General features: G+C 54.2%; 18 protein-coding genes and 1 pseudogene. 10 read left to right on the top strand and 9 right to left on the bottom strand.

Annotated elements, in window-relative coordinates; all coding sequences use genetic code 11:
• Window positions 1–19: 19 nt before the first annotated feature.
• Window positions 20–2,644, top strand: a pseudogene (locus FEE96_RS24070) (Tn3 family transposase).
• Here the strand turns inward: FEE96_RS24070 and FEE96_RS24190 are convergent.
• The 3 genes from FEE96_RS24190 to FEE96_RS22680 all read right to left on the bottom strand — a co-directional run bounded on the left by FEE96_RS24190 (window position 2,557) and on the right by FEE96_RS22680 (window position 4,039).
• Window positions 2,557–2,874 carry an IS3 family transposase gene (locus tag FEE96_RS24190; RefSeq protein WP_425467358.1) on the bottom strand — a complete coding sequence of 106 codons (318 nt, stop codon included), beginning with the start codon at window positions 2,872–2,874 and terminating at the stop codon, window positions 2,557–2,559. The pseudogene FEE96_RS24070 and the gene FEE96_RS24190 sit on opposite strands and share 88 nt — an antisense overlap.
• 137 nt (window positions 2,875–3,011) lie before the next feature.
• The gene (locus FEE96_RS22685) at window positions 3,012–3,293 is read right to left on the bottom strand and encodes a transposase (protein ID WP_138165412.1); all 282 of its coding nucleotides are present in this window, start codon (window positions 3,291–3,293) and stop codon (window positions 3,012–3,014) included.
• A 140-nt stretch (window positions 3,294–3,433) separates the two neighbouring features.
• Window positions 3,434–4,039, bottom strand: a complete 606-nt coding sequence (locus FEE96_RS22680) for a recombinase family protein (protein ID WP_138165411.1) — start codon at window positions 4,037–4,039, stop codon at window positions 3,434–3,436.
• Between the two features lie 94 nt (window positions 4,040–4,133).
• Between FEE96_RS22680 and FEE96_RS22675 the strand changes: the two genes are divergently transcribed.
• Window positions 4,134–7,022 (top strand): Tn3 family transposase, encoded by a 2,889-nt coding sequence (locus FEE96_RS22675; protein WP_138165410.1) that lies wholly within the window; start codon window positions 4,134–4,136, stop codon window positions 7,020–7,022.
• Window positions 7,023–7,304: 282 nt separating this feature from the next.
• Here FEE96_RS22675 and FEE96_RS22670 read toward each other — a convergent pair whose 3' ends face one another.
• Window positions 7,305–8,198, bottom strand: coding sequence for a LysR family transcriptional regulator (locus tag FEE96_RS22670; RefSeq protein ID WP_246079578.1), 894 nt, complete (start codon window positions 8,196–8,198; stop codon window positions 7,305–7,307).
• A gap of 128 nt (window positions 8,199–8,326) precedes the next feature.
• Here FEE96_RS22670 and FEE96_RS22665 point away from each other — a divergent pair, with 128 nt between their 5' ends.
• From FEE96_RS22665 to FEE96_RS22630, 8 genes are all read left to right on the top strand, one after another.
• The gene (locus FEE96_RS22665; protein WP_138165409.1) at window positions 8,327–8,566 is read left to right on the top strand and encodes a DUF1127 domain-containing protein; all 240 of its coding nucleotides are present in this window, start codon (window positions 8,327–8,329) and stop codon (window positions 8,564–8,566) included.
• The gene (locus FEE96_RS22660) at window positions 8,563–8,829 is read left to right on the top strand and encodes a DUF1127 domain-containing protein (protein WP_138165408.1); all 267 of its coding nucleotides are present in this window, start codon (window positions 8,563–8,565) and stop codon (window positions 8,827–8,829) included. The genes FEE96_RS22665 and FEE96_RS22660 overlap by 4 nt, the downstream gene beginning before the upstream one ends.
• Window positions 8,830–9,196: 367 nt before the next feature.
• Window positions 9,197–10,336 (top strand): LacI family DNA-binding transcriptional regulator, encoded by a 1,140-nt coding sequence (locus FEE96_RS22655; RefSeq protein ID WP_138165407.1) that lies wholly within the window; start codon window positions 9,197–9,199, stop codon window positions 10,334–10,336.
• 13 nt (window positions 10,337–10,349) lie between these two features.
• Window positions 10,350–11,702 (top strand): ABC transporter substrate-binding protein, encoded by a 1,353-nt coding sequence (locus FEE96_RS22650; protein WP_171021797.1) that lies wholly within the window; start codon window positions 10,350–10,352, stop codon window positions 11,700–11,702.
• Window positions 11,703–11,760: 58 nt separating this feature from the next.
• Entirely contained in the window at window positions 11,761–12,996 is a 1,236-nt protein-coding gene (locus FEE96_RS22645) for a carbohydrate ABC transporter permease (RefSeq protein WP_138165406.1), read from the top strand.
• Entirely contained in the window at window positions 12,996–14,204 is a 1,209-nt protein-coding gene (locus tag FEE96_RS22640) for a carbohydrate ABC transporter permease (RefSeq protein WP_138165405.1), read from the top strand. The genes FEE96_RS22645 and FEE96_RS22640 overlap by 1 nt, the downstream gene beginning before the upstream one ends.
• Window positions 14,205–14,209: 5 nt before the next feature.
• Window positions 14,210–15,454, top strand: coding sequence for an MGH1-like glycoside hydrolase domain-containing protein (locus tag FEE96_RS22635; protein ID WP_138165404.1), 1,245 nt, complete (start codon window positions 14,210–14,212; stop codon window positions 15,452–15,454).
• Window positions 15,454–16,506, top strand: coding sequence for an ABC transporter ATP-binding protein (locus tag FEE96_RS22630; protein ID WP_138165403.1), 1,053 nt, complete (start codon window positions 15,454–15,456; stop codon window positions 16,504–16,506). The genes FEE96_RS22635 and FEE96_RS22630 overlap by 1 nt, the downstream gene beginning before the upstream one ends.
• Window positions 16,507–16,553: 47 nt before the next feature.
• On the opposite strand, the gene urtE is transcribed toward FEE96_RS22630, so the two are convergent.
• The 5 genes from urtE to urtA form a co-directional block, all read right to left on the bottom strand.
• Complete coding sequence (urtE, locus tag FEE96_RS22625; protein WP_138165402.1) at window positions 16,554–17,249, bottom strand: urea ABC transporter ATP-binding subunit UrtE; 696 nt, start codon at window positions 17,247–17,249, stop codon at window positions 16,554–16,556.
• A gap of 1 nt (window position 17,250) precedes the next feature.
• On the bottom strand, window positions 17,251–17,991 hold the full coding sequence (urtD, locus tag FEE96_RS22620) for an urea ABC transporter ATP-binding protein UrtD (RefSeq protein WP_138165401.1): 741 nt from the start codon (window positions 17,989–17,991) through the stop codon (window positions 17,251–17,253).
• Complete coding sequence (gene urtC, locus FEE96_RS22615; RefSeq protein ID WP_138165400.1) at window positions 17,975–19,156, bottom strand: urea ABC transporter permease subunit UrtC; 1,182 nt, start codon at window positions 19,154–19,156, stop codon at window positions 17,975–17,977. The genes urtD and urtC overlap by 17 nt, the downstream gene beginning before the upstream one ends.
• A gap of 3 nt (window positions 19,157–19,159) precedes the next feature.
• Window positions 19,160–21,115 carry an urea ABC transporter permease subunit UrtB gene (urtB, locus tag FEE96_RS22610; RefSeq protein ID WP_138165399.1) on the bottom strand — a complete coding sequence of 652 codons (1,956 nt, stop codon included), beginning with the start codon at window positions 21,113–21,115 and terminating at the stop codon, window positions 19,160–19,162.
• A gap of 63 nt (window positions 21,116–21,178) precedes the next feature.
• Window positions 21,179–22,456, bottom strand: a complete 1,278-nt coding sequence (gene urtA / locus FEE96_RS22605) for an urea ABC transporter substrate-binding protein (RefSeq protein WP_138165398.1) — start codon at window positions 22,454–22,456, stop codon at window positions 21,179–21,181.
• Window positions 22,457–22,652 lie beyond the last annotated feature (196 nt).

Below are 22,652 nucleotides of genomic sequence, written 5' to 3'. Positions count from 1 at the left end.
GACCACCGAGATTGCCACAATGGCCCGGATGCATCTGAAGCCCCGGCTGATCCTTGATCGCTGCGTGGATTTCCTGATCCAGCGGCGTATCCAAGTGCCGTCTGCCTATCGTTTGAGCGACTTGATCCGTGCTGGTTTGCACGACCGCAAGGCAGAGCTGATTGCCTTGATGGACAGTCAATTGCCTGCCGAGACGCGGAATCTGCTTGATGACCTGTTCACGGCCCCAGATGATCAGAACCGGTATCGCCTGACCCTTCTCAAGAAACTGTCACAATCGACCAGCCCTTCAAGGATCAAGGAAGCCGTTGCTGATCTTGAGGTATTGTCTGAGCTGCATAACGAGTTGAGCAACATTCTTTCACAACTTGATCTTGGCATCGCAGGCATCCGATATTTTGCAGGCAGCGTTATGCGTTCGGAAATTTTTCAGATCCAGCGTCGGGATCAGAACGACCGCTATATCCATGCCACAGCTTTTGTGGCCCATCAGTTCTACCGCTGCCAGGATAACATGCTTGATCTCTGGCTCAGCGTCATGGCCTCTTTCAAATCTGCGGCCGCCCGAGAATATCAAGACGCGCTCGTACAGGATCGCAAAGAGCAGCAGCACCAGATCGAAGTTGTCGTCGATGGCCTGGAGGTTTCCGTCTTTGGGGTTCTACGCGGTATTCAGAGCGTCATGTCTGCGGCAAATTTGTCAGATGCGGAAAAGGTCACATCTACACTGGCCCTTCTCGATAAGGGACAGACGGAAGATTTCGACCAGTTGAAGGATGATCTGGCCGCGACCGCGAGTGATGCCAGTTGGCATGACATTCTGGAAGCGCGGTCGCTGAAATTGCAAAATCGCCTCAGTCCATTGCTACGGGCGCTCTACTTCATGCCGAACAAAAGGGCCACAGCGCTTCTGGATGCAATTGATCACTTCAAGGCAGAAGGAGACTTGTCTACCAACCACGCGCCGATGGATTTTCTGTATGCAGGACAAAAAGCAGCGCTTGTACGGGCGGACGGTTCATTCCGGAGATCGCTCTACAAGGTCTTTCTATTTCAGGCCGTCGCCACTGCTATCAAGTCCGGCGACCTTAACGTCGAACAGTCTTACAAATATCGACCCATGGACGCCTACCTGATCGATAAAGAACGTTGGCAGCGCGAAAAGATCCACCTGCTGGAACGGGCAGGCCTGACAGAATTTGTTGATCCCGCCCCTGCACTAGCCACACTGAATTCCGCGCTCTCCGCTCAATACCAGGCAACGAATGGTCGCGCGGCCAGCAATCCCCACCTGAAGCTGCGCAAGGATGGGACTTTTCACATTGCTACCCCGGCGCTCGATGCCCGTGAAGCCGATCCGTTGGGCTATCTCTTTCCCCAGCGGCACGATGTGCCGCTCGCGCAGGTTCTGGAAACCGTCAATAATCACTGCGACATGCTGCGCTCCTTTGAACACTGGCAGCAGACTAATGTGCGCCAAGCGGCTTCCCACCCTGCGCTATTGGCCGGGATCATGGGGTTGGGTTGCGGGATCGGCGTGCGCAAGATGGCTCGGATTTCTTCCAGCGTCACCGAAAGCGAGCTGGATCATACGGTCAATTGGCGCTTCTCACTGGAGAATATTCGGGCGGCCAATGATGCCGTGATCAAGGCCATGGATGCGATGGAACTGCCCAACATGTAACGTCAGACGCAGGATCATCTCCACACCGCCAGTGACGGCCAAAAATTCGAGGTGCGTGGAGACAGCCTGCATGCCAGCCGATCATTCAAATACTTCGGACAGGGACAGGGCGTCAGCGCCTATACCTTCGTCGATGAGCGCAATTTCCTGTGGCACTCCCTGATGATCAGCGCCTCAGATCGCGAAAGCACCTATGTCATCGACGGGCTGATGCACAATGACGTCGTCAAAAGTGACATTCATTCCACCGATACCCATGGCTACACAGAGGCCGTCTTTGCTCTGACCCACCTGCTGGGGTTTTCCTTCGCCCCCCGCATCAAGGGGATCGGCAAACAGACCCTCTACATCTTCAAACCGAAAAATCAGACCGACGCAAGCTGGGTCATCCGCCCTGACAAGACCATCAATGAAACCGTCATTCGAGAGAACTGGGATGATCTGCTACGCCTCGTGGCCACCATCAAGCTCAAAGAGAATACCGCTTCCGACATCTTCCGGCGCCTGAATTCCTATTCACGCCAGCACGCGCTCTATCAGACTCTCAAGGCCTTCGGTCAAATCATCAAATCCCTGTTCATTCTGCGATACATTGACGATCTCGCCATGCGACAAGTCATCGAAAAACAGCTCAACAAAGTTGAACTGGCTAACCGTTTTACCCGCGCCGTGGCTGTCGGAAACCCGCGCGAGTACACACAGGTTGAAAAAGAGGAACAAGAAATCGCCGAGGCCTGCAATCGCCTGATCAAAAATAGCATCATCTGCTGGAACTATCTCTACCTCGCCAGACAGGTCGAAAAAGCGCCAGAGGCAGAGGCTAGGGAAAATCTGATACGTTTGATTACAGCCCATTCGCCTATGTCATGGGCTCACATCAACATGCTCGGCGAGTATGACTTCTCTGAGGAAAAGCTCCGCGATACCCTTGGCATACTGCCCCCGAAAAAGACCGCATAAACGGCGCGGCAAAACGGGAGGTGCAAAAACAGGAATAATGCCATCACGCCAACATCATACTGCGAACGCCATGTCGCATTGCGTACCTTTGTTAGGACGAACCCCATAAGCCGCATCAGACGGCGCACACGATGGCGACCGCATTTGTGACCCTGTCGCTGCATGTGTCGCGCCATTTGCCGAGACCCATACCATGGTGTTTCGAGAAACTGCTTGTCGATCATTTCCATGAACCGCAGGTTCTCAGCACTCTCGCCTTTTGGGGCGTAATATAGGTTTGAACGTGCCAGCGACAACATCTGGCATTGCCGCCGCACGCTGACCTTCGGATGGTTTCTTTCAATGCACATCTGCCTGCGATCCTTGCTCAACGATCCCAGGCGCGTTTCAAAAAATCGCGCTCCACCACCAACTGACCAATCTTGGAATGAAGTTTGTCTATCGCGGCGTCATCGGCATGCACTGGATCACCGCCTCGCTTGGAAAACCCCGCAGCCATATTCTTAACCGCGGCACGCTTCCAAGTCCCAATCTGCGTGGGATGCACGCCGTACTTTTTCGATAACTCCGCCATTGTCATTTCTTCGCGGATTGCTTCAAGCGCAACCTTAGCCTTGAAATCCGGCGAATGGTTCTTCCGTTTCGTCATTTCGGATCATCTCTCTAACAAGTTGATCCACCTTAACTACTGGTCCGAATTCCCGCGACCACCTCTGATTGCATGCAATCACCTGTCAGCTAATAGATGGAGTTCTAGGGGTCGAGTCCGGTAGGGGGCAGAATGACACCCTAAGGGTTTTCGCGGTGCCGTTTCATGATTTCAAGCACTGTGTTCTTGTTGATGCCGAGATCACGAGCAATCCAGCGGTATGATCGGCCGTCAGTCACGGCTTGAATAACCTTCGGTGCGAGCTTGTCGGATTTGGGCCTCTGTCCTGGTTGGCGGCCAAGTTTCTTCCCGCGTGCGCGTGCGGCTGCTAAACCTGATTTCACCCTTTCGCTGAGTAAGCCCCGCTCAAACTGTGCTATTCCGGCCAACATGGTGGCCATCATACGGCCGTGCGGTGTTTCGAGTTCGAAGGTCATACCACTCATCGCTACGACCGAGACTTTCCAGCCTGCCAGTTTGTTCATCGTGTCCAGAAGATCTTGGGTAGATCGACCCCATCTAGAAAGCTCCGTCACGAGGATTGCATCGACTTTACGCGCCTGAGCTAGATCGATTAGTCGATTGCGGGCACTTCTGTTTGCAGAGGTTCCAGAAGCGGTTTCTTTGAAGATGCCAATCACATCAAAGCCACCGCGTTCAGCAAAAGCTGTCAGCTCAGAAACCTGCCGATCACAGGATTGGTCTGATGTGGAAACCCTGGCGTAGATGGCCGCTTTCTGTCCCAATTGAACCCCTTCGGATTCTGACCTTGTAAGCCGTTGATTTTACTGGTGCTCGATTTGTCCTGAACAGACTACTGACTAACAAGGACGATTTGAAGTGCCAAGACGCCATATTTTAACAGATCGGCAACGTGCAGATCTATTCGACCTGCCGACCGACGAGAGCTTACTGCTCCACCACTATACTCTTGCCGATGATGACATTGAGCATATCCATGAACGGCGGCGACCAGAAAACCGGATCGGGTTTGCGCTTCAGTTGTGTGCACTGCGATATCCAGGGCGGCTCCTATCGCACGGTGAGGTCATCCCGGAGAAAATGCTTCACTTTATTGGGGCACAGTTGGGCATTACGGGCGAAGCCCTTCTTTCCTACGCCGACCGTCGCCAGACTCGGCAGCAACATCTTGAGGCCCTTCGAAGGATTTACGGCTACAAGATGTTTTGCGGACGTGGTGCCCGTGATTTGAAGGCTTGGCTTGTAAGCGAGGCTGAGGTGGCGCGTTCCAACGAGGATCTGGCCCAACGCTTCATAAAGCGGTGCCAAAGCGCACAGATTATATTACCGGGTTTTTCGGTCATTGAACGCCAGTGTGCTGATGCTCTTGTTACGGCAGAGCGGCAGATTGAAACACGCATCGTCAATCACCTTAGTGATGTGATGAAAGATCGGCTCGATGCTCTGCTGACCGAAAACGTGGACGGTCATGTTAGCCGGTTTATCTGGCTGCGCCAATTCGAGGTTGGTAAGAACTCAGCAGACATCAACCGACTGCTGGACCGGCTGGAGTTTCTGCAAAGCATTGAACTGCCCTCCGGTATGTTTGACAGCATTCCGCCACATCAGATTACCCGCCTGCGTCGCCAGGGTGAGCGCTATTTTACAGATGGCTTGCGTGATATTTCCAGCGCCCGACGGCTGGCTATTTTAGCCGTATGTACAGTGGAATGGCGCGCGGCCATTGCTGATGCCGTTGTGGAAAACCATGATCGCATTGTCGGCAAAATCTGGCGGGATGCCAAGAGGTTGTGCGATACACAGGTCAACGAAGCGAAGGCATCTTTACAGGAAACACTGCGCTCTTTTAAGCGTTTGGGTACGGCTTTGCTCGAAGCAAAAGGGGATGATGCGCCCCTTGACCCAGCAGTTACAGCTGCCTGCGGGTGGCGCAATCTCGAAAGCCTTGTCGCAACGGCGGCGCAGCTAAGCGATACGATGTCCGCTGAGCCTTTGACACATGTTGTGCAGGGTTATCACCGGCTTCGCCGCTATGCGCCGCGAATGCTTCGTGCGCTGGATATCAAGGCGGCCTCGGTAGCAGAACCGCTGATGGCCGCATCCAAAATTATACGAGATAACAAGGATGTGGCAGAGAGACCGATAACCTTCCTGCGCCGCAATTCAAAGTGGCTCCGTCATCTCCAGACTACTGACCATGACTCTCACCGCTTATGGGAGGTGGCCGTGATGTCTCACCTACGTGATGCCTTCCGGTCTGGCGATATTTGGCTGGCCCATTCACGGCGCTACGGCGATCTGAAACAGGTTTTGGTGCCTATTGAAGCGGCAAAGGCCACGCCTCGGTTGATGGTTCCCTTCGATCCACTGGAATGGTTGGATGATCGTAAGGCACGCATGACCGATGGCTTGAAGCGCTTAGCCATTGCCGCCAAAGCTGGTGCCATTCCGGGCGGTTCCATTGAGAATGGGATCCTGAAAATTGACCGCCTGACCGCCGTCGTTCCTGCTGAGGCAGATGAGCTTGTCCTTGATCTCTACCGACGCCTGCCCGATGTGCGGATTACCGACATGCTGCTGGACGTTGAGAAGGTCACTGCCTTTGCCGATGCGTTCACCCATCTGCGCACAGGCGCACCCTGCAAAGACAGGGTTGGGCTTTTGAACGTCCTGCTCGCAGAAGGCCTGAACCTTGGCCTCAGCAAAATGGCCGAAGCCACCAACACACATGAGTATTCCCAGCTCTCTCGCCTGTCGCGCTGGCATATTGAAAGTGACGCCATCAACCGGGCGTTGGCCATGGTGATAAAAGCACAGTCAGCCTTGCCCATGGCTCAATTTTGGGGTGGTGGCCTGACCGCGTCGAGTGATGGACAGTTTTTTCCTGCCTCACGACAGGGTGAGGCCATGAATCTCATCAATGCAAAATATGGAAACGAACCGGGACTGAAGGCCTATACTCACGTCTCTGATCAGTTTGGCCCCTTTGCCACCCAAAACATACCCGCGACGGTGAGCGAAGCCCCGTACATTCTTGATGGATTGCTGATGAACGAAACAGGTCTGAAAATACGCGAGCAATATGCTGACACCGGCGGCTTCACCGACCACGTCTTTGCTGTGACGTCCCTTCTTGGATACCGGTTCATACCTCGCATCCGGGATTTGCCGTCAAAACGTCTGTATGTCTTTGATCCGAGCGGCGTCCCAAGGGAACTGAAGGGGTTGATTGGTGGCAAAATCCGGGAGGGCACGATTGTAACAAACTGGCCTGATATCTTGCGCAGCGCAGCCACCATGGTGGCTGGTGTCATGCCGCCCAGTCAGCTCCTGCGAAAGTTTGCCGCCCACCCACGCCAGCATGATCTTGCCATCGCCCTTCGGGAAATCGGACGGGTCGAACGAACACTTTTTATCATCGATTGGTTGCTTGATGCCGATATGCAGCGACGCGCGCAAATCGGCTTGAACAAAGGCGAGGCCCATCATGCGTTGAAAAACGCCCTCCGCATCGGGCGGCAGGGCGAGATCAGGGATCGTACATCTGAGGGCCAACATTACCGTATGGCGGGTCTGAACCTTCTTGCCGCCATCATAATATACTGGAACACAGATCAGCTTGGTAAGGCCGTCGCACAGCGAAAACGTGCTGGTCTCGACTGTTCAGCAGCGCTTCTGGCGCATATCTCACCCCTTGGATGGGCACATATTCTCATCACAGGCGAGTACAGGTGGCCAAATCGCTGAGACAAGCCCTTAGGGTGTCATTCTGCCCCCTACCGGACTCGACCCCTCTCGGGTAGGGCGCGTTTCGAGCTGTAGTTGATCCCTGCAACAACGCTAATGCCACGTATTATGCTCCTATCCATTTGCAGCTGACATTCCCCAAGTGGAACAGGATGTGCCGTCGGATCAAGACTTTTCGGGGAACTTTATCTGCAAGAGATGGCAGAGCTTATCGCAACCAATTTCTGCCGACCTGGCCTTCAAATGGCTGTTCTGCAAATTCGGCTACTCTGGCCGACAGCACTAATGCCTAGGGAATCGATCCGCCAAGAAATCTACAAACACCCGGGTCTTGGGGGCAAGGTTGCGTTTGTTGGCAAATATTACAGCAATATCCGCATTCTTTTGGGTATATTCGGGAAATAATCTGACGAGATCGCCCGAGGCAATTCTTTCAGCGACAAGATAAGTGGACAATCGCGCAATTCCCAAGCCGGCCAGCGCTGCCTTATATACAGCGTCGGCGCTATTGCCTGCAAAATTGCCGGTTGCATCAACCGTATGACTGACACCATCCAGATGGGCCTTCCAGGCGTTCCGGCCGACAAAGTTGGACGTACGGAGACAGTTAAAGTTCGACAGGTCGCTAAAAGATTTGGGTCTGCCATGACGTTCGATGAAATCAGGCGAGGCACAGAGGATACGTTCGTTCTTCATGATCTTCTTCGCAATGACATTCGGGTTTGTCAGTTGCTCCGCAAAGTTGATAGCAACATCAAATCCCTCTTCTTCAAGATCGACATGCCGGTCGGTCAGCTCCAGAGACACCGTGATTTCACGATAGAGATCCAGAAATTTGGGCAAAGCAGTGATAAGCTGCGACTTCCCAAAAACCACGCTGGAGGCAACACGGATCGTGCCCTTTGGCCGATCATTGACCGTGGAGAAATGATCCTCTGCTTCAAAAAACCTATCAGCCATTGCCCGGCACTTTTCGTAATACTTCCGGCCATCCTCTGTCACGGCCACACCCGCTTTGGTGCGGTGCAGAAGTCGACGACCGATCCGGTCCTCCAGGCGCCCTATCTGTTTGCTCACGGCCGATGGTGTTTGTCCGCTCGCGCGCGACGCCGCTGAAATGCTTCCCATTTCAACGACTTTCACAAAAACCAACATCTGCGCTGATGCATCCATCATGCGTCGTACCCTTTCCCGTTTGGAAAGCCCCCTATGCACATCAACTGGATTGGAGGGGCGAAATGTTTGCGCTATCTCTGCAGTGCAGCACAAATACTGCACCGCAGCGACAAAAAAGGAAGCGCAAGATGACGATAGCAATTTCCGGTAACAATGCTCGTTTTCCAGCCATTCTGGATTACCTGCGCTCACGCTTTAGGCACTATTTGTTTGTTGCTCAGCAGGCCAACAAGCGGCGGAGCATATACCGCGCCACCGTTCACGAACTCAACAGCCTCACAAACCGGAACTTGGCTGATCTTGGAATTTCTCGGTCGCACATTCGCAGGCTGGCCCTCGAGGCCGCTCAGCTGAAGGTCGCCAAATGAACAATGATAACAGCACGCAGCACAGCTCGATGTTCTGGGCGCAATCACAGGATGTCATTGGCAGTGCCTGGTCAACATTCAGATTATGGGCAACCACGGTTCGCAATACTGCCGCGCAGTGCATGATCAGGGTAAAAATCGCCAAAATGCAGTCCGCGTTAAACCGATTGACAGACGAGCAACTGAAACAAATCGGCCTTGCCAGAAAAGATATTGCGCAGCATGCAGTATACCTGATCGGCTACGAATACGACGGTCTTTGAACATTGGATTTAGCCCAATATGGGCGCAATCCATTCCGAAATCGGTGTCTGCCCGTTAAGGGCAGGATCGACAGATGTCGGCGCTCGCTCCTCCCAGAGTTTACCTGACATCGAACCCTGACGGACTTTCCTCCCGGAACCCGTTATTTTTTGGGGCTGGCAACTTCTCCTCCTCCCGAAGGTGCCAGTCCCATTTCTACCCAAACGATTGTAACAGACTACTGTCTGTTGATCAGGAATTCCAGTGGGCCAGAACAACCACACTACCGTGGTTCAAGCACCGCGCGCAGGTGGTGTGCGAACTGATGCCCTGATAAAAAGATAATTAGCCGTTGCCGAAACCGGTTTCGGAACAAATCATCGCCTCATGAACACGAATCGCATCACTTTGGTCAAAGGCCAGACATCTTCTTCTCCAAAGATTGGGGGGAGGGTCACAATCAATGACCTAGCACGCCACCTGTGTATGTCGAAAAGCACAGTGTCGCGTGCCCTGAACGGCTATTCAGATATTTCTGAATCAACCTGCAGGCGTGTTGAGCGAACTGCGCAGAAATTGGGGTATCGGCCACTCAGTCACGCCCAGGCCATTCGTACAGGTCGGGTTCGGGCCATAGCGCTGGTTCTTCAAAATGACGAACCGGACAAGCACAATCCCTTCCTGCAAGAGTTCCTTGCCGGAGCCTGCGAAGCGGCCAGTGACTTTGGCTGGACAGTGACCATTTCAACAGCCAAGTCTGACCAAGATATGGATGCGGTGCTGAACCGGCTTATCGAAGAACGCAAAGCCGATGGGTTCATTCTGCCACGAACCAAGGTCACGGACCCACGTGTCAAGCTGCTGCGTCGGCTTGGTGTGCCCTACACCATGTTTGGGCGCACGGGTCATGGTCAGAAACAGATCGAACCAGATGTCTCTTGGTTCGATATTTCAGGCGAAACTGCAATGCACGACGCGGTTTTGCGGCTGGTCGACTTGGGTCATCATCGTATCGGCTACGTCGGCAGCGACCCCGAATTCAACTACAGCCAATTGCGCCGCGAAGGTTTTACCCAAGGATTGCACACGACCAAACTCCAAGCAGATCCAGATCTGTTAAGAAAAGGTGCCAGAACACGCGACGAGGGGACTGCCGAAACCCGCGCGTTGTTGCAATTGGACCAGCCCCCAACCGCAATTGTCTATGCAACCGACATGGCGGCACTGGGCGCTTATAAGGCCATAACTGAACTGGGACTGACCGTTGGCAAGGACGTGTCCGTAATCGGTTACGACGGCGTGCCAGAAAGCCAATATGTACGTCCAGCTTTGACAACATATGACGTCGATACCCGCATGGCCGGGGAACGTCTTGCAAGTTTGCTGGTCCGTCAGATCCGAGGGGAACCGGCTGACCAGTTACGCGAATTGCAAGAGGCTCAGCTGATCGAACGGGACTCCGATGGCCCACCTGCGCTCAGCTCAACAGAATTGGCAGAGAAAATACAAAACAGTGATCTATTTTAGGGGAGGACTAAACATGTCACGTCACTACACAGCCAAGCTAATGCTTGGCACATCCTTGGCACTGGCCCTGTCGGCCATGTCAGTACAGGCGGATAGCATCCGGTTCTGGACAACAGAAGAACAGCCCGAACGGCTGGCTAAACAGCAAGAAATGGCAGACCTGTTCAAGGCAGAAACCGGGACGTCGGTCGAAGTTATCCCAGTGACCGAAAGCGATCTTGGGACCCGCGCCACAGCGGCTTATGCTGCGGGCGATCTGCCCGATGTGATCTACCACACGCTACAGTATGCACTGCCTTGGGCAGAAGCCGGCATTCTCGACACCGAAGCCGCCAGCGAAGTGATTGCTGATCTGGGCACCGACACATTTGCGCCCGGCGCCATTGCCATGGCCGCGTTCAAAGGTGAAACCGCCTCTGTTCCGGTCGATGGCTGGACCCAGATGGTTGTGTACCGCAAGGATCTGTTCGAACAGCACGGTCTGGACGCTCCGAATTCCTTTGCCAATGTGCAGGCAGCACTGGCCAAATTGCACAACCCACCTGAATTGTACGGTTTTGTTGCCGCAACCAAGGTGGACGAGAATTTTATGAGTCAGGTTCTGGAACATGTGTTCTTGGCCAACGGTGTCAGCCCGGTTGATGAAAACGGCCTGAACGCGCTGGATGAAGCCAGCACCATCGAAGTACTCGATTTTTACAAGGCCATTGCCAAAGCGTCACCTCCGGGCGAACTCTACTGGAAGCAGTCGCGCGAATTGTATTTCTCGGGTCAGGCCGCCATGATCATTTGGTCCCCCTTTATTCTGGACGAACTGGCCGGTCTTCGTGATAGCGCTCCGCCAACAATCAACGATGACCCAACATCCCCAGCCCTCGCCGGGAAAACAGGGATTGTGACCAACTTCTCTGGGCCTTCAAACCCGGATGGCGCAGCCTGGGGGGATGTTCGGTATTTTGGCATCACATCTGATGCAGACACCGATGCCGCAATGGACTTTGTGAAATTTGCGATGGATGACGGATATACCCAGACGTTGTCGATTGCACCTGAGGGCAAGTTCCCGGTTCGACGCGGCACTGCGGACAACCCAACAGCCTTTACCGAGGCCTGGTCAAAACTGCCGGTTGGCGTCGACCGCAAAGCCCCATTGGGCGGGCTGTATGAGCAATTCATGATCGACGAGATCGTCGGCGGTTTGGACGTGGCCAAACGTTGGGGCGTTGCTGAGGGACAGTTGTCTCTGGCGTCCAAGATCATCAACAGTCAGGCGATCAACCGGGTGGTGCGACAATACATCGACGATGAAATCGATGCCAAGGCTGCAGTTGCTGCGATGAACGACGAACTGTCGAAAATCAACTAAGCCGAATCTAATTTGGCAGCGGAGGTTGTACCGCTGCCATCCCCCTTCGAGGTTTTCTATGTCTACGGCACTCCCTCCTTCCGGTTCGGGGGCTCTGGCCAAACGCGAGGCGCGTCTGGCTTGGGCTCTTTTAGCCCCGACGATGATCAGTATTTCTTTGGTTGTGGTCCTGCCGCTACTGGCGATCATCTGGATCAGTTTCAAACCCTTCACCCTGACCGATCTGCGGCCACCTGCACCAATCGTACGGGAAAGCCTGCGGGGAGAAGGTGACAATTTGCGCATCGAATACCGGATTCGGAATTCCAGCCAAGAGATTGCAATTACCAGTGTGACTCTCAGCGATACTTTGCCCCCGGGGTTGACGCTAAAAGACGACCTGCCAGATCACTGCCACCTTACCAATCGCAACCTGTTTTGTGATTTCGGCGACATGGACGGTGGCGCTCGCGAAAGATTACGGCTGCCGGTCTTGGCAACTGACGATGTGGACGCGTTGGAGGATCTGGTCAAAGAGACCAAACCTGCCATGACCGGTGCAGGCCCAAGCATGCTGACAAACTTTGAATTCAGCATGGAAAACTTCACCCGTCTGTTTGACGGTGGCGAATTTTGGTCAGTTCTCTGGATCACCCTGTTCTACACGGTTTTTGGAACTATCGGCGCATTGGTCATGGGGCTTTTTGCTGCATTACTGTTGAACAAAAGCTTTCGAGGTCAGGGGTTTATTCGCGGGTTGTACTTGTTTCCCTATGTCGCGCCTGTCATTGCCGTAGCCTTCACCTGGGTAACCTTATTTGACCCATTCTCGGGATCTGCCAATGCACTGTTACTGCAAATGGGGCTGGCACAAACGCCAATCAACTTCTTTGGCGATCGCCCGCTGGCACTGATCATGGTGACGGTGTTTGAAATCTGGCGTTATTTTCCGTTGTCGTTCCTGTTCATTCTGGCCCGGATGCAATCCATTGATACCAGCATGTACGAAGCCGCTGACATGGATGGGGCATCTCCGTTCCAGAAATTCTGGCTTCTCAGCATCCCGCAGCTGCTGGGCATCCTGTCGGTGTTGTTCCTGCTGCGCTTCATTTGGACCTTCAACAAATTCGACGACATTTTTCTGCTGACAGGCGGCAATGCCGGAACGCGCACCCTGACCGTGAATGTCTATGAACAGGCCTTTGCCATCTCAAATATCGGCGCCGGGGCTGCGGTCGCTGTGGTGATTTTGCTGTGTCTTCTTTTGTTCAGCTTTGTCTTTTTCCGTTTCATCAGCCGAGAGGAGGGTCTGTGATGCGCAATGGCTATGTAACCGGCCCGATCCTGGGCGCTCTGTGGCTGGTCGTAATCGCCTCCACCCTTGCTGTAACGATGTCTTTTGCAACTGGTGCTTTGTTCCGCCCACAGGTTACACTCAGCTTGATCTGGGGGGCCATGATTGGATGGTCATTTGTACGTTTTCCTGCTCCAAATGGATTGATACGTCTGACGGTCAGCGCAATGGTGGGTTTGGCCTGCCTGACGGAATTCGGCCCAATTTTGATCGGCCCTGAGGTAACCTTGACCTCACGCCTGATCACTCTGGTGTCGTTGGCGGCTATCCTGCATCTTTCACTTCAGGCAATCCTGTTTGATGTGCCGTTTGCCACACTGACACGCCATGAATTCGAAGCCGCCGTGATCCGGTTCTGCACTGGGTTCGGCTATATCTTCTTCACCGCTATCGTCATTATTCCTTTCTACGTAATGGTAATGACCAGCCTGAAATCACAACAAGAGCTGCTACAAAACCCGCTGGACTTTTCGATCGAACTTAGCCGCGGTTGGGACCTGTTCCGAAGTTATGCCGAGCTGTTTTCCGATTTCAATTTTGGTACCTACCTTTGGACGTCGTTTTACGTTTCGGTGCTGACTGTGTTCATCACCCTGTTGTTCAGCGTGCCCGGCGCCTATGCGGTGGCACGGTTCCGGTTCAAAGGGCAAAAGGCGTTCTCGCGCTCGATCTTGCTGATCTACATGGTGCCAATGATCGTGCTGGCATTGCCAATCTACATTGTTTTTTCAATGACAGGGTTGCGTAACTCGATCCTGGGGATCGTGATGATCTATCCAGTCACTACAGTGCCTGTGGCGCTGTACATGTTGCAGGGCTATTTCCGTGGCCTGCCAACCGAGGTCGAAGAGGCAGGTCTGATGGATGGGCTCTCGCGCTTGTCGGTGATCTGGAAAATCACCCTACCGCTCAGCCTGCCAGCGCTGGCTTCGGTTTCGCTTTATGTTTTCATGATTGCCTGGAATGAATTCCTGTTGGCCTTCATGCTGTTGGACGACCCCTCAAAGTTCACGCTGACGCGGGGTGTGTCGATGCTCAACTCCTCCGAAATCCCCAGACAACACCTGATGGCAGGCGCGGTAATTGCAACCTTACCTATCATGGCGCTGTTCCTGGGACTTGAACGTTTCATGACCAAAGGCCTGACAGCCGGATCTGTCAAAGGATGACCCAAATGACGACAACACACAGCCTAGGCCAAGCCGCCCGGCAGATCCTGATCCAAAACGATAAGGGTTGCTATACCATTCCAACCAAGGGGCTATACCCCTACCAATGGAACTGGGACAGCGCGATTGCCGCATTGGGCTTTGCCGAGTTCGACATCACTCGCGCTTGGATCGAACTGGAAACCCTGTTTTCCGGGCAATGGTCAGATGGCATGGTCCCACACATCCTGTTCCACCAACCCGATCCCGGCTATTTTCCCGGACCCGATGTTTGGGGATGTGATGGTCCAATCCCATCGTCAGGAATAATTCAGCCCCCGATTGCCGCCAGTATGGCCCGCCGGGTTTGGGAAAAAGACACTGGCGCAGGTGCCACACACCTGACCGCGCTTTATCCCAAGATGCTGGCCTGGCATCGCTGGATCATGCAATGGCGACTGGATCGCGGTGCTGTCTGTACCACCCATCCCTGGGAAACAGGCCGCGACAATGCTCCCGACTGGGATAAAACCATGGCCCGGATGGATGCCTCTGACGTAGGTGAATACACCCGGCGCGACACCACACACGTCAATAGTGACGACCGACCAACAAATTTCGATTACGACCGTTATATCAAATTGGTGCAGCTGGGCCGCAACCTGCACTGGGATCAGGCCGCCCTACGTGAACAAAGCCCGTTCCGGGTGGCGGATCCAACAATGACCTTCACCACACTGGGGGCAGCACGGGATCTTTTGGCAATGGGGACTGAACTGGGCTTTGACACGACCGGCCTGACCGAGGACATTAAAACCCTTGAAGCCGGAGCCGCCACCTTGTGGAACACCGATCTTGGCGCCTTTGACTCTCGTGATGTGTTGAGTGGCGAATGGGCAGGCTGTGTATCCAGCGCATCCTATTTGTGCTGGCTGGGCGGCATCGACTCGGACCAAATGATGGACAGGCTACGCAACACGCTGGAAACCGTCCCTTACCCGGTGCCCAGCAATGATCCAGATAGCGACACATTTGATGCGCGCAGATACTGGCGTGGCCCAACCTGGGCAGTGGTCAACATGCTAATCGGCTTAGGGCTTGAGCAGCAAGGACATCACGCAGAAGCCACCGAGCTTGCGCGCAAAACGGGGGCGCTAATCTCTGAACACGGGTTTGCGGAATACTTTGACCCGCTCTCAGGCAGCCCCGCCGGGGGCAAATCATTCACTTGGACTGCCGCGGTGTGGCTGGCTTGGGCGGGGAGAACCTAATGGGAAGCATCGCACTAAAGTCCGTCGAAAAATGGTTTGGCAATGTTCAGGTGATCAAAGGTATCGATCTGAATATTCAGGATGGCGAGTTTGTGGTCTTTGTTGGTCCATCGGGCTGTGGCAAATCCACCCTGCTACGCATGATTGGCGGGCTGGAAGATACGTCGCGCGGCGCTATAGGAATCAATGGCACGGATGTCACTGATCACCCTCCGTCCAAGCGGGGGCTGACCATGGTGTTCCAGTCATATGCCCTGTACCCGCATCTGTCGGTTGCTGAAAATATGGGGTTTTCGCTCAAGGTGGCCGGTGCCCCCAAATCGGAAATCAAAGAGCGTGTTGAACACGCCGCCCAAGTTCTGAAGCTGACCGACTTTCTGGATCGCCGCCCCAAGGATCTGTCGGGCGGACAACGCCAGCGGGTGGCCATTGGCCGCTCCATCGTACGCGACCCAACCGCGTTTTTGTTTGACGAACCCCTGTCTAACCTCGACGCCGCCCTACGGGTGGAAATGCGCTATGAAATCGCCAAGCTACATCAGAAGCTAAAACGCACCATGATCTATGTGACCCATGATCAGGTTGAGGCGATGACTTTGGCGGATCGGATTGTGGTGCTGGAATATGGCCATATCGCACAGGTCGGAACCCCGCGGGAACTGTATGAAAGCCCTGCCAATCTATTTGTGGCGCAATTCATCGGCAGCCCCAAAATGAACATCCTGCCCTGTTCAATCTCGGATGGACAGTATCACCTAACGGCCGGCGGTGGTGCCTCCTACCCATTCACACAGTCGGCCAAGCATGTCGGCATCCGCCCCGAACACATTCAACTGACAACATCCAACACCGGACAGTGTGACGCCCGGGTCGAAGTCATAGAATACCTCGGCGCCGATACATTCCTGATCATGGACTACGGACGCACCGAGAAACTGACAGTACGGGTCAGCGGGGATACCGATCTTGAGGTGGGACAAACAGTGGGCTTGCTCTTCAAACCAGAGCATCTGCACTTTTTTGATGACAACAATCAAAGAGTCCGCCGCTGATACCACAAGTCATGAGGCAGATATTTTAATTTTGCCTCATAACAATCTCAAACTGAAACCCCGTCCAATAGCACTTCTCGGGATAGCGTTTGCTTCGCCCCTTCAAGTATGATCTCGCCACGTCGCAGCACCACACATTGATCCGCCAACCCATAGGCAAATTCAAAGAACTGCTCGACCAAAATGATCGCCATCTCGCCCTGGTCGCGCAGCAGTTTGATGACCTCGCCGATTTGCTGGATGATATTGGGCTGAATGCCCTCTGTCGGTTCATCAAGGATTAGCAGCTTGGGTTTGGTAATCAGCGCGCGGCCAATAGCCAGTTGCTGTTGCTGGCCACCGGACAGATCGCCACCGCGACGGTTGATCATGTCGCGCAGAACCGGGAACAGGTCAAAGATGTGATCGGGAATATGGTGCTGGTCCCGCGGCAGACAGGCAAATCCGGTTTCCAGATTCTCGCGCACGGTCAGCAGCGGAAAGATGTCCCTGCCCTGCGGAACCGAGGCAATGCCCGCACGGGCGAGAACATGAGCCGAGTCCATACCCAACTCCTGACCGTCCAACCACATCTGGCCGCCGGATCGTAAATGGGTGCCAGTGATCGCCTTCATCAGGCTGGTTTTCCCAACGCCGTTACAGCCCATGACACAGGTGACTTCGCCGGACTTGGCCTCCATCGAGATGTCATGGAGGATTTGTGAATGCCCGTAATGCAGCGTGAGGTCTTTGAGTTTCAGCATGTTATCGCCCCAGATAGACGTCGATGACGTCAGAGTTTGAGGTCACGTGATCCAGTGATCCCTCGGCCAATACCGCGCCCTCGTGAAGGACTGTGACCTTGCAGCCCAGACGGCGGACAAATTCCATATCGTGTTCCACCACCACAACCGCGCGGGTTTTGGCGGCTTGCACCAGCAGTTCGGATGTGTGTTCACGTTCTTCCGGTGTCATGCCGGCAGCAGGTTCGTCGACCAGCAGCAGGCGTGGTTCCTGTGCCAGCAACATACCGATTTCCAACCATTGTTTCTGGCCGTGGCTTAGTTCTCCAGCCAAGCGGTCAAGTTCAGCCAGCAAACCAACCTCTTCGGCCAGAGCATCGACCTGTTCATGGTCCGCCTTGCTGGGCCGAAAGAGCAGAACTGACAGAACACCCCGATCCTTTTTCAATGCCATTAGAAAGTTTTCGCGAACAGTCTGGTCCTCGAAAACCGTCGGCTTCTGAAACTTACGGCCAATGCCCTCGCGCGCAATTTGGGCCTCATTCATCCGCAGCAACGAAACCGATCTCTCACCCCAGATCACCCGCCCTTCGTCCGGGCGGGTCTTACCGGTCACTATATCCATAAATGTGGTCTTGCCCGCCCCATTGGGACCAATCACCGCGCGCAACTCAGAATCAGCTATCTGAAACGAAAGGTTGTTGATGGCCTTAAACCCGTCAAAGCTGACCGAAACACCGGATACCTCAAGAAGTGTGCTCATGCCTTGCCCTCCTTTTTTTCATAAGGTCAAACAACCCACCGATGCCTTTGGGCGCAAACAATGTGACCCCAACAAAGGACAGGCCCAGCAGCACCAGCCACCAGTCGACCCATTTAATGGTGTAGAACCCCAGCGGAATATCGGGGGCCTTACCACCAGTGAACCAAGTCGAGATTAGACTGACAAAACCCGCGCCAATAACAGCGCCATACAGCCGCCCCCTGCCCCCGATGGCGACCCAGACTGCCAGATAGATTGATGCGATGGGCACTATTTCAGCCGGATTGATGATACCTGCCTGCGGATAATACAGCGCCCCGGCGATGGCCGCGATACAGGCCGTCAGGGTAAAGATGGCCAGTTTAAAACCTTCGACCGAATAGCCAAGAAACCGCACGCGGGTTTCATTGTCGCGGATGCCACGCAGGACCGAGCCGAACTTGCCCGACACAATCCATGCGGCCAATGAATACCCCAAACCCAATGCCATGGCAGAGGCGAGAAAGAACCACATCGACACAATGGATTGTGGGGCCTCTACGCCGGGCAAATTCTGCAAACCGGACAAGCCGTTGTTGCCACGCAAGCCGCTGTCGTTCTGGAACAGATACAGCGCCAGTGCCAGCGTCATGGCTTGGGTCAGGATCGACAAGTAGACGCCAGTGACCCGGCTGCGAAAGGCAAGCCAGCCAAAGACCAGCGCCAGAATACCCGGCACCAAAACAACCAGCAGCAATTGCAGGCCCAAACTGTCGGCAAAGGTCCAGATCAGCGGAAACTCATTGCTGCCAACCACCCCAAAGATCTGACTTCCGATGCTGTCGATCACTTCACTCCCAGTTGGCGGAATCTGACCTTGCATCAATGCCTCAGTCACGATCAGCCGGGTGCGTTCATACATCAGCCACATGCCGATCATGTAGCCGCCCAGCCCAAAGAAGGCGAAATGCCCAAGGCTAAGAATTCCGGCAAACCCCCAGACCAGATCCATGGCGACCGCAATCAGACACAGGCAGAGCGTTTTACCCAGCGTCTTGATAAAGCTGGTAGAAATCACCCCGATGCCAAACCCCTCGGACAGGATAGTCACGATGATGGTAAAACTCGCCAGTGCCAGCAAGAAAACAAGCACCGATGGGTATTTTGCGATAAAGGATGTCCGCATAAGTTAATCTCCTGCCGCACGACCCTTGAGCGCGATAATGCCTCGGGGTTTGAACTGGATGAAAATGATGATGAAGATGATCATGTAAGTTTGCGCGGCCAACGTGTTGGACGGGTAGCCCCACTCGATACCTTTTTGCAGGAAGCCGATCATGGTGGCCCCGGCCAGCGCGCCCCAAATGTTGCCAACGCCGCCGACGACCACGGTCATGAAGCTTTGCACGATATAGTCATTGCCCATTTCCGAAGTAACCTTGGCAAACAGCCCGATGGCTACGCCTGCTACCCCGGCAATGCCCGAGCCCAGACCAAATGTTAGCATATTCACTCGCTCAGGGTTGATTCCCATCGAAGCAGCCATGCGCGGGTTCTGGGTGACAGTGCGGGTTTCCAGCCCCAGCCGGGTGCGTTTCATGATAAACAGGAACACGCACAGAAAAATCAACGCGAGGATGAAGATGGCGATGCGGATGTAACTGATCGACACCACGTCGTTCATAACCCAGGCCCCATCCAGCCAACCCGGCGCTGTCAGTGGTCGCGCCTGCGTGCCAAAAATGTTCTTGGCCAGCTGTTGCAGTGCGATTGAGATGCCAAATGTTGCCAACAGCGTTTCCAGTGGGCGGTTGTACAGGTAGCGGATCACCAGCCGCTCCATCACGACACCGGCGGCAAAGGTCACCGCAAAAGCCAGCGGCAGCGCCACAAGGATGGAAACCGTATGGTTTGGAATGACTTGCTGTACTACGTAGCCGGTATAGGCTCCCATCATGATGAACTCGCCGTGGGCCATGTTGATCACGCCCATCACACCAAAGGTGATGGCCAAACCGATGGCAGCGAGGAAGTAGATAGATGCCAGAGAGATCGCATCAAGCGTCAGGTCCAGCGTCTGGTTCATACCGACATTCAAGTCGATCTTGGACAAGGCCGCCTGCGCGGCATCGGTCACTGCGACGGAAGTTTCTGCGAATGTTTCATAAAACCTATAGCCCAGCAGCTTTTTGGCGATGTCTTCTTCACCAATAAAGGCGGGTACCAAGGACTGTTCCGCCAACCTGTCATAGGCCTGCCGACGGATTTCAGGATCGGACAGTTGCGCAACCGAAATTTTGGCAACCTGACCGCCGTCGATATGCGCAACCAGCGCCGCGCGGATGTCTTCGGCTGAGGTGGCAGGCGGTGCAAGTTTGCCGGCAACCAAGAGGTCATAGGCCGCAGGCATGCTCAGATATTCGCTGCCGGGTTTGATGACGCGCGCGATGTTTTCATCTGTCGGCAAATCACCAGAAGTGATGTTCATAGAAGTAACCACCAGTGGATTGAGCGTTGCCCTCACATCCACGCCAAGACCACCTTCGAAGGATTGGATCGCCGCGACACGGGTGGCCGTATCGGGATCAAAGGAAATGGTCAGCAGACGTTCCAGCCGAGATTTGCGCGCCTTAAGGTCGGCGTCCTGCTCATTATCAATCGAGAGCCGTAGCGGGGCCAAATGCATGGCAGTGGGGACGCGTTCCATCGTCTGAAGTGCCTCGGCCCGTTTGGCGGGATCTGGGTCGAACAGTTGGAACTGAACCAGGGCGGTGGCGATCAGCGCCCGCACGCCGCTGTTGGGTTTTAGCTGCTTCAACTGTTTCTTGGTAAACTCGCCAACTGCCTCTCCACTGTCGGGATCAGTCAGCTCATATTGGCGTTTGGCCACTTCGGTTCCAAAAAAGAACAACCCGTCAGATCGGCGCTGCCAAACCTGTTTGCTACCCCAGGCCTCAAGGAAAACCTGCGCCTGTGACAAATTGCTGGCGGCAATTTGCGCGATCACCGGTCCAATGGTTTTGCGCGACGATTTCTCGACCAGTTTTTTGTTTTGTTGCAGGATCTCCTGCACAGTCAGTTCCTGGGCAAGCCCGGTCTGGCACCAGCACATCAGTGCAAGGCACGCAAATAGTGTTCGTAACATAGTAATAAGCCCGCCCAGAAAGAGACGAGAGCCCAACGGCTCTCGTCATATATTTTTCGAACCTTAGTAGTTCGACAAAGTCTGAACGCAGGTCTGTGTTGTGGTGTTGTACATACCGCAACCCAGGTCTTTCCAATCGGACTTCAGAACCGAAGATTCCGGCAAGAAATCAGTCCAGGCGTCGCCTGCGACCTCATCTGTCTGGCTGATTATGTCGAACTGGCCATCATCTTGAATTTCGCCAATCAGAACCGGCTTGGCCAGGTGATGGTTCGGCAACATCACCGCAGTACCACCGGTTAGGTTGCCGAATTCCTGACCGTACATCGCGGTACGGACAGCATCCACATCCGTGGTGTCAGCAGCCGTAGCGGCGTTCACCCACATGTTGAAGCCGATATAGTGTGCTTCCATCGGGTCATTGGTCACACGTTCTTCGCCCATGGTTTCTTTCCATTTGGCGACAAAGGCTTCGTTGACCTCGGTGTCTGCCGACTGGAAGTAATTCCAGGCTGCCAGGTGACCAACGAGGTTGGAGGTATCCAGACCAGACAGTTCTTCTTCACCAACTGAGAAGGCAACAACAGGGATATCGTCAGCCGAAATGCCAGCTGCTGCCAGTTCTTTATAGAAGCCGATGTTTGCGTCGCCATTGATGGTTGAGATCACGCCGACTTTTTTTCCGTCAGCCCCCAGTGCTACAACGTCTGCAACAATTTTAGACCAGTCCGAGTGACCAAAGGGTGTGTAGTTGACGAAGATGTCGCCGTCGGAAACACCTTTGCCCTGCAGATAGGCCTTAAGAATGTTGTTGGTTGTGCGGGGGTAGACATAGTCGGTGCCCAGTAGTGCAAACTTTTCTACGCCCAATTCTTCGAGGAAGTAATCGGTGGCTGGGATCGCCTGTTGGTTTGGTGCGGCACCGGTGTAAAAGACGTTCTTCGAACTTTCTTCGCCTTCGTACTGAACTGGGTAGAACAGCAGGCCGTTCAGCTCTTCAATCACCGGCAGAACCGATTTACGAGACACAGAAGTCCAGTTGCCGAAGATCACGTCAACATCATGTACAGAGATCAGTTCGCGCGCTTTTTCAGAAAACAGCGGCCAGTCCGACGCCGGGTCAACCACAACAGCTTCCAGTTGCTTGCCCAGCAAGCCACCTTTGGCATTTTGCTCTTCGATCAGCATCAACATGGTGTCTTTCAGCGTTGTCTCTGAAATGGCCATTGTGCCGGACAGCGAATGTAGAACGCCAACTTTGATTGTGTCACCGGCGAATGCCGCACCAGTCATGACGCTCAAGGCCAGTACGCTAGCTGCGGTTTTCTTTAAAAAGGTCATCGTATCTCTCCAGACAGAGCGCGCAGGAGTACTTGCCTTTTACAGACGGCACTACTACGTCGACCCTGCAACGTTTGTTGCAAATCGTGTGGCGGCCGCATCGAGGTCCAATTCGTTTGGTCGTCACACACCTATTTTTACTGAGATCACAAAAATGATTGCGCTCTCAGTGGCACCAGAGGTTCTGCTTGACCGG

Origin of the sequence: Parasedimentitalea maritima (genome assembly GCF_005771405.1) — a bacterium.
GTDB lineage: Bacteria > Pseudomonadota > Alphaproteobacteria > Rhodobacterales > Rhodobacteraceae > Parasedimentitalea > Parasedimentitalea maritima.
This window is presented reverse-complemented; position numbering and strand designations above follow the sequence as displayed.